The 26705-nt window shown below is 53.4% G+C and carries 24 protein-coding genes and 1 pseudogene; 4 read left to right on the top strand and 21 right to left on the bottom strand.

All coding sequences use genetic code 11. The features are described 5' to 3' along the window. Nucleotides 1-242 precede the first annotated feature (242 nt). From ACR0L3_RS02760 to ACR0L3_RS02680, 17 genes and pseudogenes are all read right to left on the bottom strand, one after another. Nucleotides 243-1802, bottom strand: coding sequence for a class I adenylate-forming enzyme family protein (locus ACR0L3_RS02760; RefSeq protein WP_480743442.1), 1560 nt, complete (start codon nt 1800-1802; stop codon nt 243-245). Nucleotides 1803-2157: 355 nt separating this feature from the next. Beyond that, nucleotides 2158-2529 carry a glutathione S-transferase C-terminal domain-containing protein gene (locus ACR0L3_RS02755; protein ID WP_480744649.1) on the bottom strand — a complete coding sequence of 124 codons (372 nt, stop codon included), beginning with the start codon at nt 2527-2529 and terminating at the stop codon, nt 2158-2160. A gap of 45 nt (nt 2530-2574) precedes the next feature. After that, nucleotides 2575-2802, bottom strand: a pseudogene (locus ACR0L3_RS02750) (glutathione S-transferase N-terminal domain-containing protein); the annotation flags it as partial. Nucleotides 2803-2852: 50 nt separating this feature from the next. Beyond that, on the bottom strand, nt 2853-3644 hold the full coding sequence (locus ACR0L3_RS02745) for a TIGR01458 family HAD-type hydrolase (protein WP_480743440.1): 792 nt from the start codon (nt 3642-3644) through the stop codon (nt 2853-2855). A gap of 807 nt (nt 3645-4451) precedes the next feature. Then, nucleotides 4452-5138 (bottom strand): c-type cytochrome, encoded by a 687-nt coding sequence (locus ACR0L3_RS02740; RefSeq protein ID WP_480743438.1) that lies wholly within the window; start codon nt 5136-5138, stop codon nt 4452-4454. Continuing rightward, nucleotides 5125-6456: a sulfite dehydrogenase gene (gene soxC / locus ACR0L3_RS02735; protein WP_480743436.1), complete on the bottom strand. Its 1332-nt coding sequence runs from the start codon at nt 6454-6456 to the stop codon at nt 5125-5127. The genes ACR0L3_RS02740 and soxC overlap by 14 nt, the downstream gene beginning before the upstream one ends. A gap of 37 nt (nt 6457-6493) precedes the next feature. Then, entirely contained in the window at nt 6494-7675 is a 1182-nt protein-coding gene (locus tag ACR0L3_RS02730; RefSeq protein WP_480743435.1) for a cytochrome c, read from the bottom strand. Between the two features lie 1067 nt (nt 7676-8742). Continuing rightward, a complete protein-coding gene (gene kce / locus ACR0L3_RS02725) occupies nt 8743-9681 on the bottom strand; it encodes a 3,5-dioxohexanoate:acetyl-CoA acetone transferase (protein WP_480743433.1) in 939 nt (312 codons plus the stop codon). Nucleotides 9682-9685: 4 nt separating this feature from the next. After that, entirely contained in the window at nt 9686-10714 is a 1029-nt protein-coding gene (locus ACR0L3_RS02720; protein ID WP_480743432.1) for a branched-chain amino acid ABC transporter permease, read from the bottom strand. Further along, nucleotides 10711-11574: a branched-chain amino acid ABC transporter permease gene (locus ACR0L3_RS02715; RefSeq protein WP_480743430.1), complete on the bottom strand. Its 864-nt coding sequence runs from the start codon at nt 11572-11574 to the stop codon at nt 10711-10713. The genes ACR0L3_RS02720 and ACR0L3_RS02715 overlap by 4 nt, the downstream gene beginning before the upstream one ends. A 1-nt stretch (nt 11575) precedes the next feature. Then, on the bottom strand, nt 11576-12283 hold the full coding sequence (locus tag ACR0L3_RS02710; protein ID WP_480743428.1) for an ABC transporter ATP-binding protein: 708 nt from the start codon (nt 12281-12283) through the stop codon (nt 11576-11578). After that, entirely contained in the window at nt 12276-13004 is a 729-nt protein-coding gene (locus tag ACR0L3_RS02705) for an ABC transporter ATP-binding protein (RefSeq protein WP_480743427.1), read from the bottom strand. The genes ACR0L3_RS02710 and ACR0L3_RS02705 overlap by 8 nt, the downstream gene beginning before the upstream one ends. Before the next feature lie 50 nt (nt 13005-13054). Further along, nucleotides 13055-14335, bottom strand: coding sequence for an ABC transporter substrate-binding protein (locus tag ACR0L3_RS02700; RefSeq protein ID WP_480743426.1), 1281 nt, complete (start codon nt 14333-14335; stop codon nt 13055-13057). 43 nt (nt 14336-14378) lie between these two features. After that, on the bottom strand, nt 14379-15302 hold the full coding sequence (locus ACR0L3_RS02695) for a 3-hydroxyacyl-CoA dehydrogenase family protein (protein ID WP_480743425.1): 924 nt from the start codon (nt 15300-15302) through the stop codon (nt 14379-14381). Between the two features lie 3 nt (nt 15303-15305). After that, the gene (locus ACR0L3_RS02690) at nt 15306-16091 is read right to left on the bottom strand and encodes an SDR family NAD(P)-dependent oxidoreductase (protein WP_480743424.1); all 786 of its coding nucleotides are present in this window, start codon (nt 16089-16091) and stop codon (nt 15306-15308) included. An 11-nt stretch (nt 16092-16102) separates the two neighbouring features. Beyond that, complete coding sequence (locus ACR0L3_RS02685) at nt 16103-16447, bottom strand: cupin domain-containing protein (RefSeq protein WP_480743422.1); 345 nt, start codon at nt 16445-16447, stop codon at nt 16103-16105. A gap of 61 nt (nt 16448-16508) precedes the next feature. Further along, nucleotides 16509-17345: a cyclase family protein gene (locus ACR0L3_RS02680; RefSeq protein WP_480743421.1), complete on the bottom strand. Its 837-nt coding sequence runs from the start codon at nt 17343-17345 to the stop codon at nt 16509-16511. Nucleotides 17346-17560: 215 nt separating this feature from the next. On the opposite strand from ACR0L3_RS02680, the gene ACR0L3_RS02675 reads away from it, so the two are divergent. After that, on the top strand, nt 17561-18307 hold the full coding sequence (locus ACR0L3_RS02675) for an IclR family transcriptional regulator (protein ID WP_480743420.1): 747 nt from the start codon (nt 17561-17563) through the stop codon (nt 18305-18307). A 251-nt stretch (nt 18308-18558) separates the two neighbouring features. Here the strand turns inward: ACR0L3_RS02675 and ACR0L3_RS02670 are convergent, their stop codons facing one another. The 4 genes from ACR0L3_RS02670 to ACR0L3_RS02655 all read right to left on the bottom strand — a co-directional run bounded on the left by ACR0L3_RS02670 (nt 18559) and on the right by ACR0L3_RS02655 (nt 22341). After that, nucleotides 18559-19413 carry a DUF4396 domain-containing protein gene (locus ACR0L3_RS02670; protein ID WP_480743418.1) on the bottom strand — a complete coding sequence of 285 codons (855 nt, stop codon included), beginning with the start codon at nt 19411-19413 and terminating at the stop codon, nt 18559-18561. Between the two features lie 82 nt (nt 19414-19495). Beyond that, nucleotides 19496-20209 (bottom strand): thiamine pyrophosphate-dependent enzyme, encoded by a 714-nt coding sequence (locus ACR0L3_RS02665; protein WP_480743417.1) that lies wholly within the window; start codon nt 20207-20209, stop codon nt 19496-19498. A gap of 183 nt (nt 20210-20392) precedes the next feature. Beyond that, nucleotides 20393-21187, bottom strand: coding sequence for a thiamine pyrophosphate-binding protein (locus ACR0L3_RS02660; protein ID WP_480743415.1), 795 nt, complete (start codon nt 21185-21187; stop codon nt 20393-20395). Between the two features lie 260 nt (nt 21188-21447). Further along, complete coding sequence (locus tag ACR0L3_RS02655; protein WP_480743414.1) at nt 21448-22341, bottom strand: LysR family transcriptional regulator; 894 nt, start codon at nt 22339-22341, stop codon at nt 21448-21450. Between the two features lie 121 nt (nt 22342-22462). On the opposite strand from ACR0L3_RS02655, the gene ACR0L3_RS02650 reads away from it, so the two are divergent. The 3 genes from ACR0L3_RS02650 to ACR0L3_RS02640 all read left to right on the top strand — a co-directional run bounded on the left by ACR0L3_RS02650 (nt 22463) and on the right by ACR0L3_RS02640 (nt 26434). Beyond that, on the top strand, nt 22463-23347 hold the full coding sequence (locus tag ACR0L3_RS02650; protein WP_480743412.1) for an SDR family oxidoreductase: 885 nt from the start codon (nt 22463-22465) through the stop codon (nt 23345-23347). Between the two features lie 69 nt (nt 23348-23416). After that, on the top strand, nt 23417-24256 hold the full coding sequence (locus ACR0L3_RS02645) for an SDR family NAD(P)-dependent oxidoreductase (protein ID WP_480743411.1): 840 nt from the start codon (nt 23417-23419) through the stop codon (nt 24254-24256). Nucleotides 24257-24847: 591 nt separating this feature from the next. Beyond that, complete coding sequence (locus ACR0L3_RS02640; protein WP_480743409.1) at nt 24848-26434, top strand: adenylate/guanylate cyclase domain-containing protein; 1587 nt, start codon at nt 24848-24850, stop codon at nt 26432-26434. Nucleotides 26435-26705: the final 271 nt, after the last annotated feature.

Genomic DNA, 26705 nt, shown 5'->3' with positions numbered 1-26705 from the left:
TCAGCGTCGCGAATAGGGGTCGAAATTCTGCTTCAAGACAGCCGCCCTTAAACATCGGTAAATTCGACCAATGTCCGGCGAATCCAACCTCAACAAAGGTTTAAATACGCGAGAGTGTGCTTTTGTAAGATGCTATGCGATTCAACTGAGATCGCTTAATCTGTCTGGTGGAAACTATCTGGAAACGTTAACGCCTATTGTTTTGAGAGGTGTCACAAAGCGTGGCCCGACTACCAAAGGCGTCACAGCACATGCGCCGCACCGCTCTCCTCCGCAGCCAATTGTTTTAACGCCATCCGATCCAACTTGCCGCCCATAGTCAACGGCAGTGCACTTACTATTCGCACTACATCCGGCGCCTTGTATCCAATCTGCTCTCGTGCAAAGTCGATGATCTCACTGGCACGTATCAGTTCCGCCCCTTCGGCTAAGCTCACGAAGCCCCAAACATCTTCGCCGTGCATTTCGTCCCGCACCCCAACCACAACAGCTACCGCAACGGCTGGATGTGCGGTCAACGCATCTTCCACTTCTGCCGGGCTGATGTTCGATCCGTCATGAACAATGATCTGTTTCTGTCGCCCCCGAAACCAGAAATAGCCATCCTCATCCCGCCGCATTAAATCGCCAGTGTCGAGCCAGCCATCCCGAAATGCCGCTGCTGTCGCCTCGGGATTCTCCCAATACCCGGTCATCATGGTTGGGCTCTTTATCCAATGCCGACCGTCTACACCTACGGGAACCTCCTCATCAACTTCGTTGCGAAGCGCTGAAACAAAACCTGGGTTGTTCAGCCCAACTGCTCCAAGCTTTTCAGCGCCCCCGTGGGTGTTGGAGTGTGACGTCCCCATTTCCGTCATCCCGTAAAACGCCCCAATCGGCACACCGGCTAGGGCGCCGAACGCATCGACCAACTTCTGAGAGGGTTTGTCTGCACCGGCCATCATCGTTTTTAGAGAGCTAAAGTCTTCGCGCGTCGCCCCGTGCCCCGACAGTAATGCCTCCAAAGGCGCAGGTAAGATTTGTGCCACCGTTGGCCGAGTCTGCCGCAACAGCGCTAAAAGCTCGTCAGGTGTAAACCGTTGTGCAACATTCGTCGTGGCACCTGTCCAAAGTCCTGCAAATGTTAGCCGTAATCCGGCGGTATGCGAAATCCACGAGGCTGGTAGCACGACATCCCGGGAACCTAGGCCCAGCCCCTTCGCATTGCTCGCCACCATAAACCCCATGCTGGCATGACTATGGGTCACACCTTTGGGCTTGCCAGTGGTCCCGGAGGTGAAGAATATAAACGCTGGAGCCTCGGCACCAACTGGCTGCAAAGTCCCTCTGCTTTCCCCTGCAAGCAGATCCTCGAAGGCCAGCGCACCGCTTATTTCGCCTGCATAGGAAATCAAGCCTACAGGCATTTGCGCTGTGCCAGGAACTGCTACCGCGTCCTCGGCGCGCTCTGCATGAACCAGCAGCGCTGCAGGTGTCGCCAAACCCAAAGCATAGTCGATATCCGCAGCTGCGTAGCGATAATTGAGCGGCATCGCTACCAGACCCGCCCGCATACAAGCCAGGTAATGGATCAAAAGTGCCGCCCGGTTCGGCATGATCGACGCTACTCTATCTCCAGGGGTCAACCCAAGGCTCAGATATTTCAGCGCGAGCCGTGTACAAGCGGCATCCAATTCTCGCCAGGTCCAAGCCTCGTCTAAGGCGTAAAGGGCCGTCGCCTCGGGATTTGCTGACAATCCCCGCCGAAACAAGTCCGTCAAATCCGCGGGTGCGGCCAGTAGCGGTCCGGATACCGGCATGTCCTTCTCCTAAAAATCAAACCGCTCGGAGGTCTACACCACGCCGCTTATTCTAAAAAGACTTCAGCCAACCCGCCAAGTACGCCCAGATGTCAATATAGCGCAGTTCTATGGAATAGTGTCGTAACCGATACTGTCGACAGAAGTTTATATATTGGGTATCCCGGGGCGAATGGGCAAGCCATGATGATTACCGATGAAAACGACTGTAAGCGCGCGAAAGCGCTCCGAAAACGCGAATGGCAGAAACGTCATCGGGGCTACGATCCAGTTAGCGAATAGATGCTTGCATCCCTGGAAACGTATATTGGAACCTTATGGAAGATGGCAGGTATCGGCAACAGACCGAACAACCTTATTGAACCTGGCCCCTGAACCAAATTGGTTCGTCGCCTTCTGCCCACGGCGAGTACTTGTACATTACGTTCGAGAAGGTTTTGCTTGCTAGGAAGCGATCCAGCCATGCAATCAAATTTGCCCATTCCTGTGCGTCAAACCATTGCCTGTCTATATAGGCGAATTGCCGGACAAAGGGCAGAAGCGCCAGATCAGCAAGGGTTGGGCGGTCTCCAAACAACCAGAATCGACCGTTCAACTGTTTGTCGAGGCTAACCAAGTAGCTTGCAGCTTTCCGGCGCTCTACTGCATGGTAAAATTCAAGATAGCGCGTAGCGTAATTTGTGTGATCCAATGCGGCCTTGAAGGGACCATCATTTTCCTTGATCATGTCCCACCCTTTCTGAGGCATGTCCAAAAGCCGCTGAGGATCATTTTGTTCAAGGGCCCAAATCATAATATCCAAGCTTTCGTCTAAGACCTTATCTTTAAATCGAAGCGCTGGCACCGTACCGGTTGAAGATGTCTGCAAGAAGGCGTGGGGCTTGTCCTTTAAAAGAATTTCGCGCAGCTCGATTTTGACACCCGAACTCGCCAAGGCGAGGCGGGCCCTCATTGCATAAGGGCAGCGGCGGAACGTCCATAAGATTGGGTGATGAGCCATATGAGGATTTATCTGCAATCCGCCAGAGCGGTCAAACCCTTCCTCGGCTGTCAAGTTTGAGCTGCTCCACTAGTACTTCCAGGTCCGGTCAAGCGGGACACTGCTTCGCAAATATCGGCCACCGTAGCCGTCGGTTCAGGAGTAAACCGACGCTCGTCGCCTTCACGAAATTTACCGGTGCGCACCAAATACGCCTCGGCCAGTCCAGCAGCAAGGGCACCGGCAATATCACTTTCAGCATCGTCACCGATCATAGCTGACTGCGCAGTAGAGGCTCCGGTGGTGGCAATAGCGGCTTTGAAGAATCCGGGGTCGGGTTTGCCCAACAACCGAGCCCTGGCGCCGGTCGCGTATTCAAGCGCCTTGACGAAGCAGCCGGCATCAAGGCTCAACTGTCCATCCTGATCCATGAAAATGCGGTTGTTCGCGAGGGCGATCAAAGGCGCCCCCTTCTGCAACAATCGGTGCGCCCGGTTCAAATTTTCATAAGAAAACTCCTGGGCAGCATCGCCAACAACGACGGCGGGCGGTCCACTGCGGTCACAGCCTGAAAACTCTTCCGCAAGTGCAGGGTGGACGAGCAAATGCGGACTATGCCCCGTGCGCGATAGCCAATCAAGGCAGGCAGCAACGGGCGTAAATATCTCCTCCGGCTGAATTGCAAACCCGAGGTTCTGCAACTTTTCCATGATGCGGTTCTTTGGCTGCCGGGTGCTGTTAGTGAGATACCTCACGTACCGCCCGCTGGAACGCAACCGCGTAAGCGACTCGGATGCGCCGGGGATCGCTTTGGTTCCTTGGTAGAGAACTCCGGAGACATCAACCAGAACTGTTTGGATCATTTTCCAACAGTGCCCGAGCCTTCGCGGGGCGTCAACTTCGGCACCGCAACGCCAGGCCACCCAAACCCGATGGTATACGGACCACTATTGCCTTCGCCGAAATTCAGTAATTCTCGTTTCTGCCTCGGAACTGATGTCCTCCAAAAGTCTATTTCCCCTTTCTGAACCTCCGTTACTTCTTTTAGAACGTGTTTGAACGCGCGCAGATATATATCGGGATGCAAGAATGCTTCGCTGAGGGTAAGCGTCTACCTTTGGCGCTTCGGCCGCCCTGCAGATATCACAAAGTTTGCCTGTTCATCCTCAATCACCTTAATAAGAAGCCAAGTTGTTAGGCACAGAAAACAGGTCGTGGCCAAGGTGCTGTCAGACAAATTCGAACCAGCATAATTTTGGTCAATAAAGCGATCCTTTGTGCCGCGCATAAATCGCGCCATTCGACAGGTTTCACCGATCATGTCAGCCTGCAGGTACTCGGTTGATGAAAGATCACTACTGATTGAAGTGTTCGTTTACAAAAGCTTAAACAAAGGTGATCTACTGCTTGGTATTCATCCTGTTGAAATGCAGCATCACGCGTTCTGTTCGTCGCAACGGGATGTGTGAGTTCTGATCTCGATCGCTGAGCCCCATGCCCGACAAAAAAGTGATTTCTTTTAAAAATCGCAGTACAATTTTGGAACTAAAAATCCTCAGTCAGAAACTCGAATTGATCCAAAGTTTATTCCTAAGGAACAATCCACGCGGTGTTGGGAAGTTGCGATTTTCAAACGATCTTCAAGAACCCGAACAAATCTAAGAAAGGCACTACCGAACCATGCAATCCGTTATGGGAACCGGTTTGCCATAATCCTCACCCGCCCCGCTTAAAACGTCAGCATCGCCGGGTATTACGCAATTCGACATGCATCGGGGGGCAAACACATCTGGACGGGCATCGCAAATGAACCCATCGACGTTAGGCATCGTCACCTGCATCATGCTGCTTCGATCCAGCGTTGCTCCTGCAGGTAGGATGTCGTTTAGCACCAGAATATACGCGGTAACCGCGTAGACTTCGTTGTCGCTAAGGGAATGGGCCATTGCGAACGGCATTGCTCGGCGGACATAGTCAAGGAATGTCGTGGCGTACGGCCAGTAGCTGCCCACAGTTTTTGCAGGCGAGTTTTCGGTATCGGTCAAAGGTGGCGTCGAACCGACAAGGGTTGGAAACGCTCCGCGGTCCAGCAGAACCTTCAACCCTACGCCTTTTTCGCCATGGCAGGCCGAGCACTTGTCACGATAGACTCGAGCACCCTCGTCCGCGCTGCCCATTCCATCAGGAAGCCCGGTGCCATCAGGGAAAACACTCAGCGACCAGACCGACAACTCTGCCTCGGTGATTGTCTTGCCGAGACACAAGGGGCGGTCATCACAGTCGGTAATTTGTGCAGCAGCTAGCCCAGAGGTCACTATCAGTGCCATGGCACAGAGAATCAGGTTAAACCTGCGCATTGTATACCTCACCATTGCTTTCAACCCGCCACGTTTGGATGCCGTTGTTGTGGTACGATGAGAATTTACCGCGCGCGTCGACGATCTGCTGAACGAAGGGCTGAGTGTATCCAGTTTCGTCAGTGGCACGGCTCATTAACAGTGTCTCGCTCCCGTCCCATCTCCAAGGTAGGGTGAATTCGGTCAGGCACTTCGACATCACCGGCTCCGTCAGTTGCGCTTGGGTCCAGTTGCGGCCGCCGTCGAACGATACATCCACATGCGAAATTTTCCCGCGACCAGACCAGGCGATACCCCGAATCTGATAGAAGCCCTTTTCCGGTAGGGACTGACCGCCTGATGGAAAGGTGATGAGCGACTTGGCTTCCATCACCAGCGAGGAGATCCACGCCTTGCCGGATTTTTGCAGATCGGTGTACTGGCCCGTTTCGAACGTCGCAAAAAGTGGCCGGTCGGTTACCTCTATCCGCTGCACCCATTTGATGTTCAGATTGCCCTCGCAGCCCGGTACCAACAGCCGTACCGGATACCCCTGTTCCGGGCGCAGCATTTCCCCGTTTTGCGCAAAGGCAAGAATGCAGTCGTCCAGCGCGCGCGCCATCGGCAAGCTACGCGCCAAAGCGCCGGAATCCGCGCCTTCGACGATGAGCCACTTGCCCTTAACTGTATCAGCCCCAGCCTCACGCAACAGGTCGGACAACCGGACGCCAGTCCATTCAGCACAGCTGAGAAGACCGTGAATATCTTGTGCGGTTAAATATGGCGACGTTTCTTGCCCGCCATAGGTTGCTTTGCCCCAGATCAGATCGCTGTTGCCGGAACATTCAAGAAATCTGAACGTGGTGACAGTGGGAAAGCGGCGCAGATCCTCCATGCTGAGTTCAAGATTCCGGTCGACAAGCCCGTGAATGACCACTTTGTGCTTGGCCGGGTCCATGTCGGCGTAACCGCCGTGGGATCGTTCATAGAACAGCCCGTTAGGTGTGATGATCCCACGCAGGTCCTGCAACGGCGTGCCGGTCCAGGAGGATTCGTTCATCGGCGGAACATAACCCTTTGGTGCATACTCGGACGGGGTCGGACGACGGATCACTGCCTTTTCGAATGATGATGGGTGGCCATAAGGATTTGTTCCGACCGGATCGCCCAATTCGGTTGCCCACGGGCGTTGCAAAGGACCGGCCGCTGCGCCCTCAACCCCTAGCCCAGCTACCAAACTGGCTGCAGTTCCTGTGACAATGCCGGTGCCACCGGTCAACACACTGCGCCGGGTAAGATCGGTGCCGTGTCTACCCTGCTTGTCTTGATCATCACTCATATCAAAGTCCACTTTACCCGTTCTGGGCCGATGCCAACTATTTTATTATTGCCTCGATGTCGGCCTCGGTAAATTTGGGCAGGTCCGGTGTTTCAGCCGCAAAGGTGTGACGTAGAAAATTAGCCAATTCCGCGATCTGCGTCGGGGTCATACGGTCCTTAAAGGCAGGCATCGGGCTGGAATTAGGTACGGATTTGGGATCAGGAAATCCGTTTACGATTGCATAAATCATATTGCGACCGTCGACCTGAGCCAGCGTCGAGTTTCCAGCCAATGGTGGCGCCCCATCTTTGACGCCCTTGCCGCGCGGGCCGTGGCACATCGAACAATTGTTCAAGAACAGTGCACGCCCTTCTCGATACGATTCCGAAGCCTCGCTATCTGCAGCCGCAAACGTAGCGTTGCTGCCGTAACTTGGGGCGGATGGCAGATCCAGAAGATAGGTGGCAATCGCAATCCGGTCTTCATCGGTCAACTGCGACAAAGAATTTTTCACTACCAGATACATTTCCTTGAATGCAGTACCTTTGGGTCCCCTGCCTGTTTTGAAGAACTCAGCCAGGTATTCAGCGTTCCAGCCTCGCTGTTTCAGTGACTCGGGCCGAATATCGGGTGCCTCGTAGTCTGCAAGCGGTGCTCCGGCCAACGCCCGGTCATGCTCGGCAGCGCCAAACATGTTATGCGGTGTGTGACAGGCACCACAATGGCCCAGCCCCTCAACCAGATAGGCGCCGCGGTTCCAAACGGCATCGCGGGAGGCATCGGGTTCGTATGTCCCACGCTTCGCAAAGAGAACATTCCAAAAAAGCACAAGCTGTCGAATATTGAAGGGAAATTTCAATTCGTTTTTTGGCACACTTTGGTCAACCGGTGTCTGGGTCATCAGATACGCAAGCATCGCATCAGAATCTTGGCGCGTAACCAAGTGGTAAGATGGATAGGGCATCGCAGGATAGAGCGGCTGAAATGTCTTGTATGACCCATACGCAAGGACTTTATAGAACTCAGCCGAGGTCATCCCTTTAATACCCATTTCAGAAGGCGTGATGTTGGCCGAGTAAATTCCACCGAACGGGGTATCTAACTTCAGTCCGCCCGCAAACGCGGCTCCGCCTTCGGTGGTGTGGCATGACGTGCAGTCGCCGGCCGCGGTCAGATATTTCCCCCGCGCGATGGTTTCGGCGTCTGTCGCGATCGGGTGGTCCTCAACGCTGGGCACTGCCCACAACCAGAAGAAAACAACAATCAGTATGATTGTGCAGATGGAAGCTTGAACAATAACTCTGAAAAAGCGCGCCATAGCTGTATTTCGACTGATAGTTTGAATTCATAAAAAAGAAGACGATGCTAAAGTGTTATCACATAAGTACATATCTGTCTTGGGGGCGTTGCTAAGGTGGGCGTTTTCCGGATGGAGCCTTGTGAAATTCGAGGTGTCTAGCCACATATTCTGCACGTACCTGATTAGCGTATAGAGTACCGATGGCGGCGTGCGCCGGTTGCCTCTGATACGAGGGTGCAGTCAGATAAATTCCAAAGCGCTACAGTCGGGTTTGTAACTTGGTCCTTTGTGAAACCCGAAGCTCTCTGCGCTTGGCAAAAGTGTTCATCGTGTCAGCTTGCAGGTTGAGCCATTGGCAAGAGAACTGTCCTGATTAACGTCGTTGTAGACAGGGGACTGAACGGCAGAGAATTTCTGCAAACCTAGAAGGCGCGTGAAACGCCACATAGTTCATTCACCGCGTCGGAAAAGGAGGTGTGAGTTCTCAACCGAGTTATTGAGCCACCCGACTGTCTTTTATCATTTTGTCTCAAATTGATATCTGAACGTACCTCAGTACGGCACAGTGAAATCAGTGACAATACCCTCCACAGCACAGTGACGCTTCATCAGTTTATCACAATAATTCAGTGGCTGTTGTTGTCTTCAACGTTGGGCTACTACAGTTGCAACCACCTCAACTTCATGATCAGTAAAGCGCCGCAAGCCATATACATTTTCGAAGACAACGCCGAAAAGCGATATCGCTTTGCGGTAAGCCCGCAACTGCAGGACTTACTTTCCGCGCAGTTCAAACGCGGAAGTTGAAACGAAAAGGTAAAGTTCGGACCGAAGCGGTCACAACGGGCGTAAATAGTTTCATTGCAAAACGAGTGATCGACGGAAAGGTTTCGAGATACTTGAATCGAGGTGTTTAGTCACGTGCGAAGACTATGACGCTACTCTGCAACCTATACACAAACTCTTCTGACAAAACCTTATCGCAGGTGGCAGCTAGAATCCGATTAGAATGCCACCCGATCTCCTCCTTTCAACTCCAGAATTTCCCTTGCCTCATCGGGTGTTGCTACTTGACTGCCCAAATCCTCAACGATGCGTCGGATCTTAGACACCTGCTGGGCATTGCTCTCGGCCAATTGGCCGCGAGAAATGAAAAGGCTGTCTTCAAGACCAACGCGAAGGTTGCCGCCCATTTGGCTGGCTGTGGTACCGAGCGACATTTGTGCTCCACCGGCCCCTAAAACCGACCATCGATAATCGTCACCGAACAGCCTGTCAGCTGTGCGTTTCATGAAGATCAGGTTGTCGACCTCGGGTCCGATACCGCCGAGGATGCCAAAGATGAACTGAATAAAAATGGGTGCTTTGAACAACCCGATATCCATGCAGAATTTTAAGTTATACAAGTGGCCGACATCGTAGCATTCATGTTCGAATTTGATGTCATGCGGCGCGAGCGTTTCTGCCGCTTCGCGAATGTCCCGGAACGTGTTGCGGAAAATGTTCTGATCGGAGTTCGTGACATAGTCTTTCTCCCAATCAAATTTCCAATCGTCATCGCCATACCGCTTTGCCAATGGGTGAAACGAGAAGTTCATCGAACCCATATTCATGGAGCACATCTCGGGGCTAAAAGTCTTTGCCGGATTGATCCGGTCCTGAATGGACAATGTCAGCGATCCGCCGGTCGATAAGTTCACAACTGCGTCTGTTGCTTGTTTGATGCGCGGCAGGAATGGCGCAAAATCCTTTGGGTCAACAGAAGGCGCTGCATTATCGGGATTGCGTGCATGAAGATGCAGGATCGACGCACCGGCTTCGGCGGCTTCGATCGCCTGCCGCGCGATGTCATCATAAGTATACGGAAGGGCATCCGACATTGTTGGCGTGTGGATCGCGCCGGTTACGGCGCATGTGATGATGGTTTTTTTCTGACGGGCCATGGCTTCAGTTTTCCTTGGATTGTCCGATGTGCTTTACGCGATAGCCCAACGGGAAAAGTTGCAGATCATAGCGGCTGCGGACGACACCCCAGATGCCCTTTGGTGCCTTGAGCATGACAACAATTGCGACAACCCCGAGGACGATAAGATAGGTCGTTCCGAGATCGGCCAGCGTTTCGCGCAGGGCAAAGAAGACCAGCGTGCCGATAATCGGCCCTTCAATCGTGCCGATGCCCCCAATCACCACAATGAAGATTACGAAGGCGGTCCAGTCATTCACGCTGAACGCCGCATCTGGCGAAATGCGCAGCTTTTGCAAAAAGATGAGCGCGCCGATCATTGCCGTAAACGCCGACGTTACGACGTAAACGATGAACTTCGTGCGCCAGATATCGATACCCAAGCTTCCGGCAGCCAATTCGTTGTCGCGAATTGCCGTCAATGCCAAGCCCTGCCGCGAGCGCAGGAAGAGATAGACGGCAGTCACCACCAACACGGCGGCCCCGAGCGCCAGCCAATAGCTCAGCGCTTCTCGCATCGCGCGACCAGATGCGAGTGATTTCACGATGGCAACGGGTAGCGAAGATCCTGATCCTCCACCAAGCGCAGAGATTTGCGCGAAGCTCAGCCGGAAGACCTCTGCGATGACCCAGGTGCCTATGGCAAAATAGGCGCCCCGAAGCCTGAAGATCAAAACTGCAACCGGGATTGAGATCAAAGCTCCCAACACGCCCGCTGCTACGATAGCAACCAATGGGTGCAGCCCGCCCAACATGGTAAGCGCGAAGAGCATATAGCCACCAAAGCCAACATAGGCCTGCTGACCAACCGAGACGAGACCCGCATAGCCTGCCATAAGGTTCCAAAGGGTGGCGAGAGACAGATAGAGAAACAGCTCGCCCATCAGACGCATGTCAGCGCGACCCGCCCACCAGGGCGCTGCGATCAAAACGAGCAGACCGATTGCGGCCAGGATTGCAGCAACCCGCGCTGCTTTTGACGATCGCGATACAGAGTAGTCCTGCAGGTTCATCCGGAAACCCTCGGGAAGAGGCCGTTCGGACGAACAGCAAGAATGACGAGAAAGGCGATATGGCCAGCAAGCAGTTGCCAGCCCGGATCGATCTTGGCTCCAATGGTCTGCGCGACGCCAAGGATGACACCACCGGCCAGCGTACCCCAAAGGTTGCCAAGCCCGCCGATGATCACAGCCTCAAAACCAAAGATCAGGCGACCGCCTCCTATTGAAGGATCAAAGCTCGTGCGTATTCCAAGCAGGATACCGGCAATCGCTGTCACGCCGAGGGCCAGAGCCATAGCCAGACCAAAGATGTGCCGACGGTTGAGCCCCATAAGCTGGGCGATGTCCTGATTGTCGGACACCGCACGGAACGCGCGACCAAGGCCGGTATGATAGAAGGTCCATTGCAGCCCCCATATCACGGCGATAGCGATGCCAAAGGTCAGAAGGGGTAGAATGCCAAGCGTCACACCACCGACCGGGACGCTCGCCGTTTCCAGCGCACCGGCATTCAGCGTTTGTGGATCGGCCGTATAGACCTCCAGCAATCCGTTCTGGATCATTACACTCAGCCCGAATGTCACAAGCAGCGGTGGAAGAATATCGTCCCCCAGAGTTTGGTTCAGTAGGCCGCGTTGTAGGGCATACCCAATCAGCGCCATGGCGGGTACGACGATCACAAGCGCAGCGACCGGATGCATCCCTGTCGCTGTCGTCACGGTCAGCCCAAGATATGCGGCCAACACAATCAGATCACCATGGGCGATATTGACCAGCCGCATGACCCCAAAGATCAACGACAGACCTGCGGCAAACAGCGCGTATAGCCCACCCAGCAAAGTTCCCTGCACGATAGCATTCAGCCATTCCATATTATTCGATCCCGAAATACGCGCGCGAAATGTCTTCGCGCGAAACGGTGTCGGACGCACTTTCCAGCGAAACGCGCCCCTCCTGCAGGCAGTAGACCCGGCTTGAGACCGACAGCGCCTTGGTGATGTCCTGTTCGACGATGATCGCGCTCATGCCCTCGCCGATGATGCCGGGCAGAGCTTCGTAAATGTCTTTGATGATGATCGGTGCCAGTCCGAGGCTGATTTCATCGAAGAGGATCAGATCTGGATTGGCCATCAACGCACGCCCGATGGCGACCATCTGCTGCTGACCGCCCGAAAGCGATGTCGAGGCCTGATCTTTGCGCTCTTCCAGGATCGGGAATAGGTCGTAGACAGCATTCAGATCCCAAGGACCTACGCGGCCAACTTGGGCACCGATCATCAGGTTTTCTTTAACTGACAAAGTGGGGAACAATTGACGGCCTTCTGGCACCATCGCTAGGCCAAGTTCTGCGACCTCGTCGGCACGCAGGCGGCTGATATCCCTGCCCTTGTATTGGATCTGGTTTGGTTCGTTCGCCAGTAACCCGGTGATAGACCGCATCAGGGTCGTCTTGCCTGCCCCGTTCGCACCAATGATGGCCAGAACTTCACCCTCGCCGACGTCCAGTTCAACATCATACAGCGCTTGGAAGTCACCGTAGTAGGAGTTCAAACCTCGTGTCTGAAGAATTGAGTCAGGCATCGGCTTCGATCCCCAGATAGATCTCTTTGACTTCGGCGCTTTCCATGATTGCTTGCGGCTCGCCCTCGGCGATCTTTTTTCCGAAGTCGATAACGATCAGGCGGTCAACAACGGCCAGCAGCGCGTGAACGACATGCTCGATCCAGATGATGGTGACGCCAGAGGCGTGGATGTCCTTGATGGTCTGAACCAGGGACTTGCACTCCGCTTCGGTCAAACCACCGGCAATCTCATCCAGCAACAGCAGTTTGGGCTTGGCGCAAAGTGCGCGTGTCAGTTCCAGCCGTTTGCGTTCCAACAAAGTCAGGCTGCCCGCTAGAACGTTTGCCTTGGGCAGCAGCTCCGTTTGGTCCAGAATTTCCAGGCAAAACCGCTCAGCCTGATGCCCATGCAGGCCGGCCGACTGCGTAGCGGCGATCATGGCGTTTTCGAAAACGGTCATTCCCGAAAACGGCTGCGGGACCTGAAAGGAGCGTGCGATACCCGCATGGCTGCGCTTTGCCGCGCTCCATTTGGTGACGTTCTGCCCATTGAATTCTATAACCCCGGAATTCGATTTGAGCGTTCCCGTGATCAGGTTGAACATCGAGGTTTTTCCAGCGCCATTGGGGCCTATGACCCCAAGCGCTTCACCTCGTTGAACCTCATAGCTCATAGCCTCGGCAACGGTGACCGCGCCAAATGCCTTGCTCAGGTCTTGGAGTCTCAAGATTGTCGTCATGCTTCTCTCGGATGGAGGGTTCGGCGCCAAGATCTGCGCCGAATGTCTGGTCAGCCCAGCAGCTTCATGTCTGCCGTCACCGGAACTTCGGGCGCGGTGCTGTTTGCAACGATCTGCAACTCGTACGCGTCGCCGGATTTTTGCCACTGACCGCCGACCAGCGGTGTTTTGGTGACGTTGTTCATCGGCCCATCACCCCAGTTCACCGGCCCGACAATTGTGTTCAGGTTGGTGGAAGTGATTGCCGAAATGATCGAAGACGGGTCTTCCAGATCATCAGCCCGTTTAATGACATCCGCGACGACCTCGAACAGAGCGTGTTTGAAGCCAAGGGGTTGAGTCCAAGGACGGCCGGACTCTGCCGTATATCCTTCGGCAAGGTCTTTCGAAGTAATACCGGTGAGTGAGGACGAGAACGGATGATGCGGGGACCACCAGACCTCGGTCGACAACCCGTCGCCACGGTCGCCCAGCGATTCAATGACCGAAGGGAACAGCAACGCTTTACCTATTGTCACGACTTTCGGGTTGAACCCTTGTTGGGCGGCTTGGCTCCAGAACGTCGCGAAGTCCGGTGGGATCATATTGCCAGTGACTATTTCGCAGCCAGCAGCCTTGAACGCGGCGATCTGGTTTGAGAAGTCGTCGGACAGAGGTTGATAGCGACCGGGATCGGTCAGGGTATATCCAGCGGCAGCGAGCGGTTTAGGCAGGCCCAGTTCCGCATCGCCCCAAGCATTGCCGTCAGCATCGTTGGGGAAAAGACCGCCCACTGTCTTGGTCACGCCAGTTTTGTCCCACATATCAAGGAACGCTGCGATCACATCCTCTAGGCCCCAGAAGAAGTGATAGGTCGTTTCAAACCCCTCACCCGGAACGCCGTTGCGGCCAAAGAAATAAGGCTGCCAGGGACAGTCGGTGGTGATGCAGGGAACCTCGTTGATCTCAGCTTGGTCCGCGACCGGGTTCACCGTGTCCGGCGTAGAGGCCGCAACGATGATATCGACCTCATCGCCCAAGATCAGGTCGGCGGCGACTTCCGCTGCGCGGTTCGGATTGGACTGGCTGTCTTTCGAGATGATCTCGACATTCCAAGTCTTTCCGTTGTTGTCCAAACCTGCAGAGAAAACCTGCTGAATGGCTTGAAGCACATATTCATCAGCCTCGGCGAAACCCGCCAGCGGTCCGGTGCGTGGGCTAACATTGCCAATCCTTAGCGTTGGGTTGGCCGCATAGGCGCGCGTTGCCCGGAGGATGGCCGGAGCAGCAATTGCCGCCGTAGCTCCGGCGATGAAACTGCGCCTAGTGGCCGTTTTGAAAGTCTTTGTCATTGCGTCCTCCCTTCACCGGCCTCCCGCCAGTGTTTGATTGATCTTACAAAGTCTTCTCGAGATTTTTCAGATGGGTCGCGACACGCTGGCGAACCTGATCTGCTTCGCCTTCCGCCCATTTTCTGAACCCTTCGCCGGATTTCATGCCCAGCTTGCCCGCATCAACCAGCGACTTGAGATAGGATGAAGGGCCTTTGCGCGCCTCAAGATCGTGCAGCACGTTTTCGTGGATATCGAGCGTCAGGTCGGTGCCCACCAGATCAGCGTTTTCCAACGGACCGAGGACTGCCAAGCGCCGTCCGAAGCTGGACTTGATCACTGTATCGACAGCTTCCGCGTCGCAAATACCGTTTTCGACCAGACTGACTGCTTCGCGCCACAGCGCATGTTGAAGGCGGTTGCCAATAAAACCCGGCACATCCTTTTCGACCATCACCGGAGTCTTTCCAGCATCCTTTAACAAATCGAACATCGTCCGTGCGATCTCAGGGTCTGTCCACTCTGTCTTAATAACCTCGACCAGCGGGATCATGTGCGGCGGGTTCCACCAATGGGTTCCGAGCGCCCGGCTTTTTAACCGCAACCCAGACATGATCTGAGTGATTGGCATGACCGAAGTATTTGATGCGAGAATGCAGGTCTCTGGTGCATGCGCTTCAATCTCAGCAAAGATCGCTTGCTTGACCTCTAGCTTCTCCGGTGCCGCTTCGAACACAGCATCGGCGTTTCGAACCGCACCTTCCGTCGTCGCAATGGTCTCAATCATTTTGAGGGTTTTTGTGATAGTGACCTCGTCATCCCCCATCGCGGCCATGCTGGCGCGAATGCGGTCTGACACGGTGTCCCGGGCTTCCTGCACAGGATCAGTGATGGCAACGTTATGACCCGCTTTCGCTAAAGTCAGGGCAATACCATGCCCCATCAGGCCCGCGCCAATCACTACAATTTGCTGCTTCTTGCGCACCATTCTTTAACCCGCCGTATATCCACCGTCGGCATGAAGGATATGCCCGGTGTAAAAATCAGATGCGCGCGACGCGAGAAACAGGAGCGGACCGGCCAGGTCTTCCGGCTCACCCAGCCGCCCCTTTGGAACACGGGTTAGAAAGCCATCGCGCACCGCCTTCGCTTCGTCGGTTTCTTCGAACATCCAAGCTGTCAAAGGCGAACGGAATACTGTCGGCGCAATCGCGTTGACGGTAATGCCTGTTGGACCCAGCTCACATCCCAAGGCTTTGGTTATCCCGTTCACGGCAGCCTTTGACGCACAATATGCCGTATAGCCTGCCGGGTGACCCAGGATGCTGCGCGCAGAACTGACGAAAATGATCTTGCCATATTCGCTGGCCTTCATTTGCACTGCCGCCGCACGCGCCAACAACCAGCTCTGGTTCACGTTGGCGTCCATGACTGCATCGAAGGTTTCCGGCGCCATTTCGTTGATCGGCGCAACTTTGTTCATACCAGACGCGACAACGAGAATGTCGAGCTTACCAAAGTTGTTAACGGCTTCTTCGACCAATGCCTCACATGACGCTTCATCAGTCGGGCGTGTGTTTATTGCGACGACGGTGGCACCAAGTGCCTCGCACTCTTTAGCAATCTCATCGAGCGCAACTTGGTTGCCCGCAGCCAAAACAAGGTTGCAACCAGCTCCGGCCAACACGCGGGCAGCAACCATTCCAAACGCGCCCGACGCTCCAGTGATCAGTGCGACGTCATTTTTTACGTCAAACATCTTATGTGGATCAGACATTCTTTTCGTCCTTAGCTTTCTGGCGGATACGGAATGACCACCAGCATTTTGCAGGTGTGGTTCGCGCGGTTCTCAATTTTGCGTATTTCGCCCGGTGCGATCGTGCAGCTATCCATGGGCCCAAGAGTGGTTTCGGTGCCGTCAACGATGACGGTCATTTCGCCTTCCAGAACGACGTAGACTTTCTCAAAAGGTGTGGAGTCGGGGCCTGCGCCACCACCTGGTAGGAACTGGCTGAAGCCAATCCACTGATTTGTCGGCCCACCGTCCTCGAACCCTTGTAAGCGCAGCCCATGACACCCAAAATGGTTCGGTGCTACGTAGGGTTGGGCGTCTTTAAACCGCTTCAGATGCATGTTCGTCTCCGCTCAGGATTAATGGCGGCCGCCGGTGAACCGGCGACCGGTCCGTGAGTGTTCAGAAATCTTCGCCAGCCTCGATGCGGTAGGACTGGTTCTTGTCGATCATCGCTACCAGTCGGATAATGCAACCATCGCCACGGTCCCAATTCCAAGGAAAGAACGCGAAGGTGCAGCGCTTGCCAGTCACCGAATCCAGATCCCCGCCGACATTTTCAATTCCCAGAATACCTTTGGAGAACAGCATGTTGTGCACCGGCTCCCACTCGGGGAAATCAACCTCCCACGGCGTACCGCCTGACCACTCAAGATACTCTTTTTCGAGATGAGGCATGATCGGACCGTTTCGCTGCGGACCAATGGCAGTTGCTAACGGGTGATCGTTCGCCTGGGTATCGTGGCCAACGACTTTCACACCTTTCTCGATCATCCACTCGGCGGCAGAAGGAACAAGGCCAGGGCAGTACGCGAAGTAATCACCATCTTCATACTGCTTGTGCCAACCGGTATTGATAATCAGAACGTCGCCCTTGCGGATCGCGTGTCCGCAAGCCTTTTCTAGGTCGTCACCGGTGATTTGCTCCCACTTCTTTTTGGGAACCGAAACCACCAAGCCAGAGCCGAAGAAATGCGGCAGCGGCACCTCGTCGATGAATGGCGTTCCCTGAACAACGTGCGCAGGTGCATCGATATGAGTGGTCACATGCATGGTTGTGGTAATCGTCTGTGACAGAACACCCGACTTGGCCATATAGTGCTTTCGGTCGATCTGGACGTCCTTGAAATAAGGCCAATTGGGGCATTGAAACCCGTACCTGTGGCTCAGGTTATAGAACTCCAGCCCCATATCATTTTCGGTGTTGCCCTGGAACTCGATGCCGCGGATTTCAACCATTGGGCACATCTCCTCTGTTCGCCGGCGATACGGCGTTGGTAGCGTTTTGATTGTCTGGGTGGCCTCCCCACCTGTCCCGCATGATGATGCATACGCACCGTATTGCGGTCAACTTAAAACTCATAATACGGTTGACTTGCATCGCATCGTGATACAACAGTAGTAGAGTGCTTGACACCCGGAACGGTGGAACCGGAAAACATAGGGAAGATTAAATGCCTGAAAAAGTTGATAAAGGTGGCATTCAAGTCATTTCCCGAGCAGCCTCGATTCTCAGAGTTCTAAAAGAAACTCAATCCGGGATGAGCTTGGGGAAAATCGCCGAACGTGTTGATCTGCCCCGCTCTACGGTACAGAGAATCACAAGCGCACTGGCTGAAGAGAAGCTTGTTATTGCGGATGCGAACGGAGGCGGTTTAAGGCTTGGTCCGGAACTCAGCGCTCTTGCCGGCGCAGCGCAATACAGCATTGTCGAACATTGCCGACTTCTTTTGACGGAACTGACTCAAAAGACCGGGGAAACGACAGACCTCGCCGTCATGCGCGGTATCGGCATGGTTTTCCTAGATCAGGTCCCAGGTATCTACCGTTTGACCACAGTTTCCCAAGTCGGGGAAGTTTTCCCGCTAACAACCACTGCGAACGGCAAGGCGTGTCTGGCACAACTCGGCCCAAATGACGCAATCAAGTTGATAAAAAACGAATGGGACCGGAATGGGATTCAGAAAGACCTTGATGATTTCCTGACAGAACTGGATACGATCCGAAAACAAGGCCTCGCGTACGATCTGGATGAACATTCCGCTGGCGTGTCTGCCATCGGATTCTCTTTCATCAATTGGCTGGGCGATCTGCACGCAATCTCCATTCCGGTGCCTTCGACCAGGTTTCCAAGACAAAGAGCGATAATCGAACAAGCCCTGCTTGAGACAGCCGCCAATATCCATCAAACGTTTCAGTGAGCCAGCAATTGACAGACCCGGTTTCCGTGGAAATCAGCGGTGAATTTTGGGCCTAGCCGGTTCCACCTGTAGTTGGCCATTTGATGAATTATCTCAATACTGCGATCGTACAACCGATCTTCCACATTTCGCGAAAAATCAGGATAATCTCGGGACCGGGTTAAAACAATTTGGATAGCGGCCTTTTTTTCGTGAACCGAAGCTTTGAAAGTCCCCTGCCCGTCTTGCTCAAAATTTTCTGACAAGGCCGTTCAGAATTTGATGGGCACAAATTTTGATGTAAGCCACAGCGCCACGATTAAAACTGTGTACGTCGCGAAAATCCAAGCTGCGGCCTTTCCGATGGGTAGGTTCCTCATTTTCATTTTACGATGCCCGGCCATTTGGTGCCCGTCATGATCCGCCATTTCATTTTGTTCCGATGAAACATGCCCAAGTGCGGGTGCCGGGCCATCGGCACCCGGCAGAGTCATGCACCCGTGCTTAAGGTGGTTCGCCACCAACCACCGATTAATAGGAAAGGCGACCACAGCGCCTACAACAGTCGCAAGACTCATCCGAAACCAGAATTGAAGAGTAAGTGGGTCGTCGGATTCTGGCCACGTCGCTGCAAGCAGAACCATCGTCGGGATCATTCCTGTCATAACCATGTTCATAGAAACGGTTTCGGCAAAGAACGTCTTTCGAACAGCCTTTCCGTAGCTACCAAACATCGGCTTCATCATGAGTGCTTGGAACACGAACAAACCCGACACAAAACCGAACGTGTACTCGACAACGATATCCCATCCATTTGAAAGGCTCAGAAAGTGGACCAGCATGGCAGCAAAAATGATGCCCGTTGCATCACCTGCAACGCAGTGCATCTCGCTGTTGATACCTTGTTTCCAAGTGGCGCGCGTATATTGATCATGACCTCCCGGAAAAGGGCGGCGACACGCAAGCAGATAGAAAAACAAGCCAACCGGGCCAGTGTAGAGCGTCACGAGAATCCACGCAGTCCTTTGAACCCAACTTGTCACGCCGTTACTGATCGAGTCCCATATGACAAAGCCCACACTGGCACCGGTTAACAGAAACCAAACCAGCATCGCACCATTAAGCATGTCAGTACCCTTTATTCCGCGGAAAGATCGCGTCAGTCGAGCTAACTAAGCTGAGCTCGTCAGAAATTCGTCGAGTAAAGCTTTATCTGCATCGATTAGGCCGACCGTTATTACGTGCGACCTGATTACCCCACCGCAACAAATTGACATTGCAATCATCCCGGTCGATCAGAACTTCGATCAAACAAAGACCGTCATGATCAGTGGCCGTTTTGATTGCTGCGTCCAACTCGCCTTCGGTTGTCACTTTGCACCCCCAAGCTTTGCCCTCCCCGGCGCTGAACACGTCGATCAGGCCAGCGTAGTCCCAATTTTTAATTGTGTTGTAGGGGCCGTCGTGGATTTCAACTTCAATTGTATAACCACCATTGTTTATCAAGAAAATAATCGGCTTCGCATCGTACCGGATCATGGTTGAAATCTCTTGAGCGGTCAGTTGAAACGAACCGTCACCTATACATGAGATTAAACGACGCTTTCTATTCCCCAACGCGTATCCCAGTGATGCACCCACAGACCAACCAATAGACCCGTACTGCATCTGTATCTCGAACCGAGTGCCCTTGGGTAAGTCGGTCTCCATTCCGTTGAACCATGAATCCCCGGTCTCGACGAGTAGCGTGCTGTCCTCATCCAGCATCTTCTGAACGCGGGCAAAAAGCTGGCGAACGGTCACTAATGTGTCCGATGCACCGGGTTCTAATGGGCTTTGCTCGGTTTTGACGCGCTCGAAGGCCGTGATAGCGCCATTGTTCGGTGTAAGTTTGTCAGCCAGTGCCTCCAGAAATTCATCCATGCGGACATTACTGAAATGTGTTTCACCCAATTGAATAGACGTCGGATGAACCATAACCGCTTTGTCGGGATCAAAGCCAAGCTGGTGACCTGTCGTGGTGTAGTCGGTGAAAACAGGGCCAACAAATAAAAGCCCGTCTGCAGCATCGACAATTTCCCCACACCCCGGCGTGCTGACCGGCCCTCAATAAATCCCCATGAAACCGTTGCTTGTTTCGGACAAAAAACTTTTGGCATTTGGCATCGACGCCTGCGCGTATTCGCATGCTGTCGCTAGATTGCGCAAAGCTTGCTCTGCCTGACCGGCGCGCACTTTGCTTCCTGCAACAAGGACTGGCCGCTCTGCCGCATTCAGGAACTCCGATACTTGAGCCACCGCGGTCGCTAACGTGTTCGGATCACTGTTTGGCCGCCTGGCGAAACTTCGTGGTACAGGCGCTGATGTGAGTGCACCTGCTATGTTCGAAGCGATTTCAATATAGACCGGCTTGCGACGAAGCATTGCTGTATCTATTGCCCTGTCGATTGCCACAGGTGCGAGCGAAGGGTGATGGATGGTCACAGCTTCGGCGGTGACGCGATCAAACATCTCACGCTGATAGTCGTAGTCGACCTCTCCAAGCGTGTGATGCAAGTATTCCCACTCGGCCTCAGAGTTTGTGTTCGGCCCACCGGAAATCGCGATCATTGGAAGGTCTTCGGCATAGGCACCTGCGACAGCGTTCAAAAGGCTCAATCCACCAACCGAATAAGTTACAACGGCCGCCGATGGCCCTCCGGTGGCGCGGCCATATCCATCTGCAGCATAACCTGCGTTTAACTCGTTGCAGCAGCTGATCATTCGAAGATCCCGATTACAAAGCAACTCGTCCAGCAAAACCAAATTGTAATCACCAGGAACCACAAAATAGTCTTTAATCCCAGCTTCTTGCAGTCTTTTTGCCAGATATGACCCGACGGTCCAGCGTTCAGTTGCCATGCCTCTAATCCAATGCAAGTTATTAAATGAACTGGGCACATCCTATTTACGAAAGCCGGATTTGCAAAACTTATAGAATTAGGAGCGTTCGCGAAACTGACGATCTGGAAGTAGGATACGATCTCGAAATAGACTGAAGTTTCCGCTTTGGGCTCGGTGCAGACATTCAACTATATCACCTGATGGTCCGCTAAGCGGATAACGCTCTCGACTACTTCCCCGCAAGGAACGGACGTTTTGCCACTTGAATTGGGGTGCCTTTAGCTTTCGACTTTCGACAAAAGCTGAGGGATTAAGTCTTCAGCCAGACGCGCGACCGCATCGACGCGTGCAATGCGCCTTGTTCCCGGACGGAAGGTCAGAAAAACGGAGTATGGCCGCGAAACGCATTCCGGAAGACATCGAACGAGTTTGCCGTCCTTTAAAGCGTCACCAAGCATTAACTCCGGTAGAAATGCAAATCCTTGTCCGGCAACCGCAAGATCAAGCAACACCGAGAAACTTCTAGCTGCAAATGGGCCGCTGACCTTTACTCTGGACTCACCATCTGGAGAGAAGAACGTCCAGGTCGTTTCTGCAATGTCATTTCGGAAGGTTAAACAGGGCTGTCCTTGAAGGTCGATCGGCGAACCGATTGCTGCGGCCGTAGCCAACTCTGGAGCGGCGACGAGCCAGAAACGAAAGCTACCCAATTCTTTGGCAACGAGACGGTCATCGGCGAAAGTGCCGATGCGAAAAGCAAGGTCCGTGCTGGGGTCTTGCATGTCCTCAAAGTCATAGGCAGAACGCATGACCAAATTCAGATCAGGATACCTTTCACGAACAGCAGGAAGCAGGGTTGCACCGATAATTGATCCAAACTCAGGGGTCGCCGCGATGTTCACTTGACCCGACACCTCGCCGCTTTCCTCCCGAGCGATGTCGTCAAGCAGGTCAATCTCCGCCAGAATAGACTGGATGCGCTGGTTCAGGCGAGCGCCTGTAGGTGTTAGTTTCACCAGTCTTCCGCTGCGTTCGAACAGCTTGACGCCAATATGTTCTTCTAGCCGCGAGATATGACGGCTTACCCCCGATTTCGCCATACTCAAGTGATCTGCGGCAACGCTGATCCCACCAAGGCGCGCGACAGTGTGAAAGCTAATTAGGGCGGGCATTCCCACTGTTCTAATTTTTGCAACCATTTGTTCATTTCAATACGTCTGTTGCTTTCTATTGGCAACAACTAACTTCGGCTATCAGAGGCCCAATCCAGGGCCAAAAGCGGGAGATATGGAAATGAACATTCTTGTCACAGGCGCCAGCAGCGGATTTGGAAATCTGATTGTTGCAGATTTGATCAAGGCCGGTCACCGGGTAGCCGGAACAGTTCGCGACCCAGAAGGGCGTAACAAAGACGCGGCGCAAGCGTTGCGCGACATCGGGGTAGAGATTGTAGATATCGACGTCACCGATGATGCCTCTGTCGAAGCTGGGGTTGCGGCCGCTGAAGTGGCGCTTGGCGGAATCGATGTGCTGGTCAATAACGCCGGGACTGGCGCACACGGTCTACAAGAGAACTTCTCGGGGGAAGACTTTCGCCGCATCTTTGACGTGAACGTCTTTGGTGTCCAGCGTATGACGCGTGCGGTTCTACCCAAAATGCGGGAACGGCAATCTGGCCTTATTCTGAATGTCACCAGCCTTCTTGGTCGCGTGACTGTTCCATTCCTCGGGCCTTACAATGCAGCAAAATGGGCAGTCGAAGCGCTGAGCGAAAACTACCGTTGGGAGTTGAGCCAGTTCGGCGTCGATGTTGCTGTCATCGAACCCGGCGGCTTCCCGACGAGCTTCTTTGCCAACCTCATCACTCCTTCGTCTCGTGATCGGGATGCAAGCTATGGCGAGTTCGCGGGCGCACCGGACGCGATGCTTCAAAGCATGGGGGACTCGTTGGCAAGTAACCCGCTTCAAGTGCCACAGATCGTTGCAGACGCAGTATTAGAGGTGATCCATACTCCACCAGGCCAACGCAAGTTCCGCAATGAAGTGGATAAGAGCGGCATGTCCGATCCCGTCATTCCAATGAATGTGCAAGCCGAGAAAGCGACGGAGGCACTTTTCGCGGCTTATGGTATGGAAGGTATGATGAAGTTGAATACTGCCGTCGCCGAAGCGGCCTGACATGTGCGCCGAGCCCGAGCTTAAGCTTGGGCTTGCTGCCCGTATTTTGCAATTCGAGGAACCCTGCCCATGACCCATCCTGCATTCAACCCCGACTCTGTGGCCGTTATCACGGGTGGGGCTTCCGGTATTGGTCTCGCGACCGCTTTGAAATTCGCGCAACAGGGGCTGCGGGTGGTGATCGCTGACCGAGATTCAGAGAAGCTGCTGTCCGCTGCAGATACCGTCACTGCAGCAGGTGCCGCCGACGTAATGGTGGCGGAACTGGATGTCGTGGATCGGACGCAGATGGAAAAGCTTGAGCGGCAGGTGGCTGATAGCTTTGGCGGAACAGACATCTTGATGAACAACGCGGGGGTGGGCGGCAAGTCATCAACCCTCGGGGCGGCGGAACCTTGGGAGAGGATGCTGGGCGTGAATCTGTGGGGCCCGATCCACGGCACTCAGGTTTTTGCACCGAACATGATCGCCCGCGGCAGACCCGGCGCGATTATCAACACCGGGTCAAAACAGGGTATTACCACCCCGCCCGGCAACCCTGCCTACAATGTTTCAAAAGCGGCTTTGAAAGCCTTCACTGAGGCGCTTGCGCATGAGCTGAGAACAGGAGAAGGCCACCAGATCACAGCTCATCTTCTTGTTCCAGGCTTCGTCTATACAGGCATGATCAACCTATCAGAAAAACCTGCATCCGCGTGGACCGCAGAGCAAACGGCAGACTTCTTTATCGAAAGCGTGAACCGCGGCGACTTTTATATCCTCTGCCCAGACAACGACGTATCGCGCGATATCGACGAAAAACGCATCGCCTGGAGCGTTGGGGATGTGATAGAAAATCGCCCTCCCCTCAGTCGCTGGCATCCCGACTACAAGAACGCGTTCGAGGAGTTCATGCAAAAAGAACGCTGAGGCTCGTTCCCCCGACCGCTTTGCGCACTGACGCACCAAAGCGCCATTGCGTTTATCTTTCTCGACCAACTGGGCCTGCCGCTATTCAACAGCGCTAGTTGGGCGCTGGCGATTAATATGCAAACCAAAATCTCTGCGCGCGAACTCAAATGCCGCAAAGTCGCGATTGGGCACAACCGCTCTTTGGCGCTGTTGGGGTCACTGCCCCTTTCTTTGCGAACTACCTAGTGATCAGAACAGAAGATGACTTTGCGCCGGGTTACTTTTTGATGACCACAGCAATCATCTCACTCTTCGAGAATTGGCAGTTGCCTGCGTTTTAGCACTCTGGTCTCAAAACCTGTCAACGGTCGGAAATGGCTGTGAAAAGCAAGCAAGACCAAGATGTCCCTTTCCATAGGCCAATAAACAATCAATATTGACGGAATTTCGCTCCAAAGGGCAAGTGTCATGCGTGTCACAATTGGTCTCAAGATTTTTGCGGTTTCCGGAGCCGTAATTTTGGTAATGTCGGCGGCGGCGTTCTGGACAACCTGGAAAATTCGTACTGTGACCGATCAGGTTGATGCAGTTGCGGATTATTTCCTGCCTTTGGACAAAAAGCTTTTAGATGTCCAAGCAAACTTGTTGCGGCAAGAAATTGTTTTGCAAAGCATACTAGATGACATCGAAGACAATGCCGAACTGGGCGTTATTGAACAACACCTTGCAGTGTTCAACGATTTAGGAGACGCCGCCGACTTAGATATCGAGAGCGCCACTGAAATAGCAAATGCTGCTTTGGATCACCTTGAGAGAGATTTAGCTGTAGACCTTGGAAAATTAATTTCGCGCATACAGGAAATTTCAGTCCAGCATCAGCAAATTCAAGACTTGGTACTTAGGGCTATTGACGCGCAAAGAGAAGGCAGGTTCGAAGCGGCGACAGAGCTTGTGGCGTCTTTCACAACTGCGCAGGTTCAATTTGACGAAAATGTGGATGCCGTTGCATCAGAAATTTTAGATCTCAGCACGGTTGCGGCTCAGAAAGCAGACCAGGCGGAACATGTAGTTTTGCGCTTTAGTGTGATCCTGACCATTTTAGCGCTTGTGCTGGGGCTTCTGTTTGCATTTCAACTCACAAAAAGCCTTGTGCGCCCGGTTCGCGTGTTAAGAGAAAGAACCAAAGCGGTAGAAGTTGGTGATCTAAGCCAGGACATTCCTGTGACGTCGACTGATGAGATCGCTGACCTTTCTCGGTCTTTCAATAACATGCTTGAAGGTCTGCGCGCTAAAGAGCGCATGCAATCGATGTTTGGCCAGTATGTCGACCCGCGAGTGGTTAAAGCAATGATGGACGAAGACGGGGCCGAGACGTCTTTGGTGTCAGGTGACAGAAAAGTCGTGACCGTATTGTTCTCCGACATTGTCGGATTCACGCAAATGGGTGAACGCCTTTCCCCAGTCGGATTGGTTCGGCTAATCAACGAATATTTCACGCTTGCGAGTGAACCGATTGCTGAATGCGATGGCGTGATCGACAAGTACATTGGAGACATGATCATGGCGTTTTGGTCTCCTCCTTTTGTGGCAGAAGGAAATCAGGCCAATCTTGCATGTAAAGCCGCAATTCAGCAGTTTGACCAGCTTGAGGTTTTGCGTGGGCGGCTTCAGGATATTACTGGGCTTCGCAAAGGCATTCCCAAAATCGATATCCGTATAGGTTTGGCGACCGGCGATGCCGTTGTTGGGTCGATTGGCTCGGATTACGCAAAAAACTTTACTGTCATGGGCGACACCGTGAACCTTGGCGCACGGCTTGAAAGTGCCAACAAGGTATACGGAACAAGGATTCTTATTTGCGAGCAAACAAAGAAATCAGCGGATCAAGCGATTGAGGTTCGAGAGATCGACTCTATTTACGTCAAAGGCAAGAAGGAACCTCTGCGTGTTTTCGAGCTTCTTGGATTAGCTGGTACATTGTCCGAAGAAGACTTCAAAGCTCGGACTGCGTTTGAAGCGGGCTTGGCGGCCTATCGTAAGCAAGACTGGGATACGGCGGAAAAGGCGTTCAAAGCCTGTCTAAACGTCTGGGCAGATGATCCGCCATCTAAATTGTTTATAAGTAGGATTGCACAATTGCGTGCCTCGCCCCCGAACGCCGAATGGGATAGTGTTTGGCATATCTCAACGAAATGAAGTGTCGGTTGAGAGTGCGGTTCGTCTAAACGCTCCTAGTGCGACCAATGAAACATTCTTCATTGCATCTGACTGACTAACTCCTGACAACAAAACAGACTTTCTGTCATCGAACGGGCCGCCGGATTTTTCCACGACAATGACGGCAGCCAATAGAGTTGGAAAAACAATCCAAACGCCCGCCGGCACTGCCAACTAACCGGCTAATTTTGCAGAATTCGTAGCAAGAATTGGCTACCTCGTAGCCAAAAGGGTTGTCTACTTTGGGTTT

Source organism: Ruegeria sp. CK1, from assembly GCF_056536545.1.
Note: the sequence above shows the minus strand (reverse complement) of the source record. Positions and strands in the feature narration are given on the sequence as shown.

Bases quoted from the DNA above. Each gene is read 5' to 3' on its own strand.
- ACR0L3_RS02650 (WP_480743412.1), top strand. From the start codon at position 22,463: ATGAACATTCTTGTCACAGGCGCCAGCAGCGGATTTGGAAATCTGATT.
- kce (WP_480743433.1), bottom strand. From the start codon at position 9,681: ATGGCCCGTCAGAAAAAAACCATCATCACATGCGCCGTAACCGGCGCG.
- ACR0L3_RS02655 (WP_480743414.1), bottom strand. From the start codon at position 22,341: ATGCCCGCCCTAATTAGCTTTCACACTGTCGCGCGCCTTGGTGGGATC.
- ACR0L3_RS02740 (WP_480743438.1), bottom strand. From the start codon at position 5,138: ATGCGCAGGTTTAACCTGATTCTCTGTGCCATGGCACTGATAGTGACC.
- ACR0L3_RS02720 (WP_480743432.1), bottom strand. From the start codon at position 10,714: ATGAACCTGCAGGACTACTCTGTATCGCGATCGTCAAAAGCAGCGCGG.
- ACR0L3_RS02745 (WP_480743440.1), bottom strand. From the start codon at position 3,644: ATGATCCAAACAGTTCTGGTTGATGTCTCCGGAGTTCTCTACCAAGGA.
- ACR0L3_RS02680 (WP_480743421.1), bottom strand. From the start codon at position 17,345: ATGGTTGAAATCCGCGGCATCGAGTTCCAGGGCAACACCGAAAATGAT.
- ACR0L3_RS02715 (WP_480743430.1), bottom strand. From the start codon at position 11,574: ATGGAATGGCTGAATGCTATCGTGCAGGGAACTTTGCTGGGTGGGCTA.
- ACR0L3_RS02695 (WP_480743425.1), bottom strand. From the start codon at position 15,302: ATGGTGCGCAAGAAGCAGCAAATTGTAGTGATTGGCGCGGGCCTGATG.
- ACR0L3_RS02700 (WP_480743426.1), bottom strand. From the start codon at position 14,335: ATGACAAAGACTTTCAAAACGGCCACTAGGCGCAGTTTCATCGCCGGA.
- ACR0L3_RS02660 (WP_480743415.1), bottom strand. From the start codon at position 21,187: ATGGCAACTGAACGCTGGACCGTCGGGTCATATCTGGCAAAAAGACTG.
- ACR0L3_RS02690 (WP_480743424.1), bottom strand. From the start codon at position 16,091: ATGTCTGATCCACATAAGATGTTTGACGTAAAAAATGACGTCGCACTG.
- ACR0L3_RS02705 (WP_480743427.1), bottom strand. From the start codon at position 13,004: ATGACGACAATCTTGAGACTCCAAGACCTGAGCAAGGCATTTGGCGCG.
- ACR0L3_RS02760 (WP_480743442.1), bottom strand. From the start codon at position 1,802: ATGCCGGTATCCGGACCGCTACTGGCCGCACCCGCGGATTTGACGGAC.
- ACR0L3_RS02665 (WP_480743417.1), bottom strand. From the start codon at position 20,209: ATGGATGAATTTCTGGAGGCACTGGCTGACAAACTTACACCGAACAAT.
- ACR0L3_RS02670 (WP_480743418.1), bottom strand. From the start codon at position 19,413: ATGCTTAATGGTGCGATGCTGGTTTGGTTTCTGTTAACCGGTGCCAGT.
- ACR0L3_RS02675 (WP_480743420.1), top strand. From the start codon at position 17,561: ATGCCTGAAAAAGTTGATAAAGGTGGCATTCAAGTCATTTCCCGAGCA.
- ACR0L3_RS02710 (WP_480743428.1), bottom strand. From the start codon at position 12,283: ATGCCTGACTCAATTCTTCAGACACGAGGTTTGAACTCCTACTACGGT.
- soxC (WP_480743436.1), bottom strand. From the start codon at position 6,456: ATGAGTGATGATCAAGACAAGCAGGGTAGACACGGCACCGATCTTACC.
- ACR0L3_RS02755 (WP_480744649.1), bottom strand. From the start codon at position 2,529: ATGATCAAGGAAAATGATGGTCCCTTCAAGGCCGCATTGGATCACACA.
- ACR0L3_RS02645 (WP_480743411.1), top strand. From the start codon at position 23,417: ATGACCCATCCTGCATTCAACCCCGACTCTGTGGCCGTTATCACGGGT.
- ACR0L3_RS02685 (WP_480743422.1), bottom strand. From the start codon at position 16,447: ATGCATCTGAAGCGGTTTAAAGACGCCCAACCCTACGTAGCACCGAAC.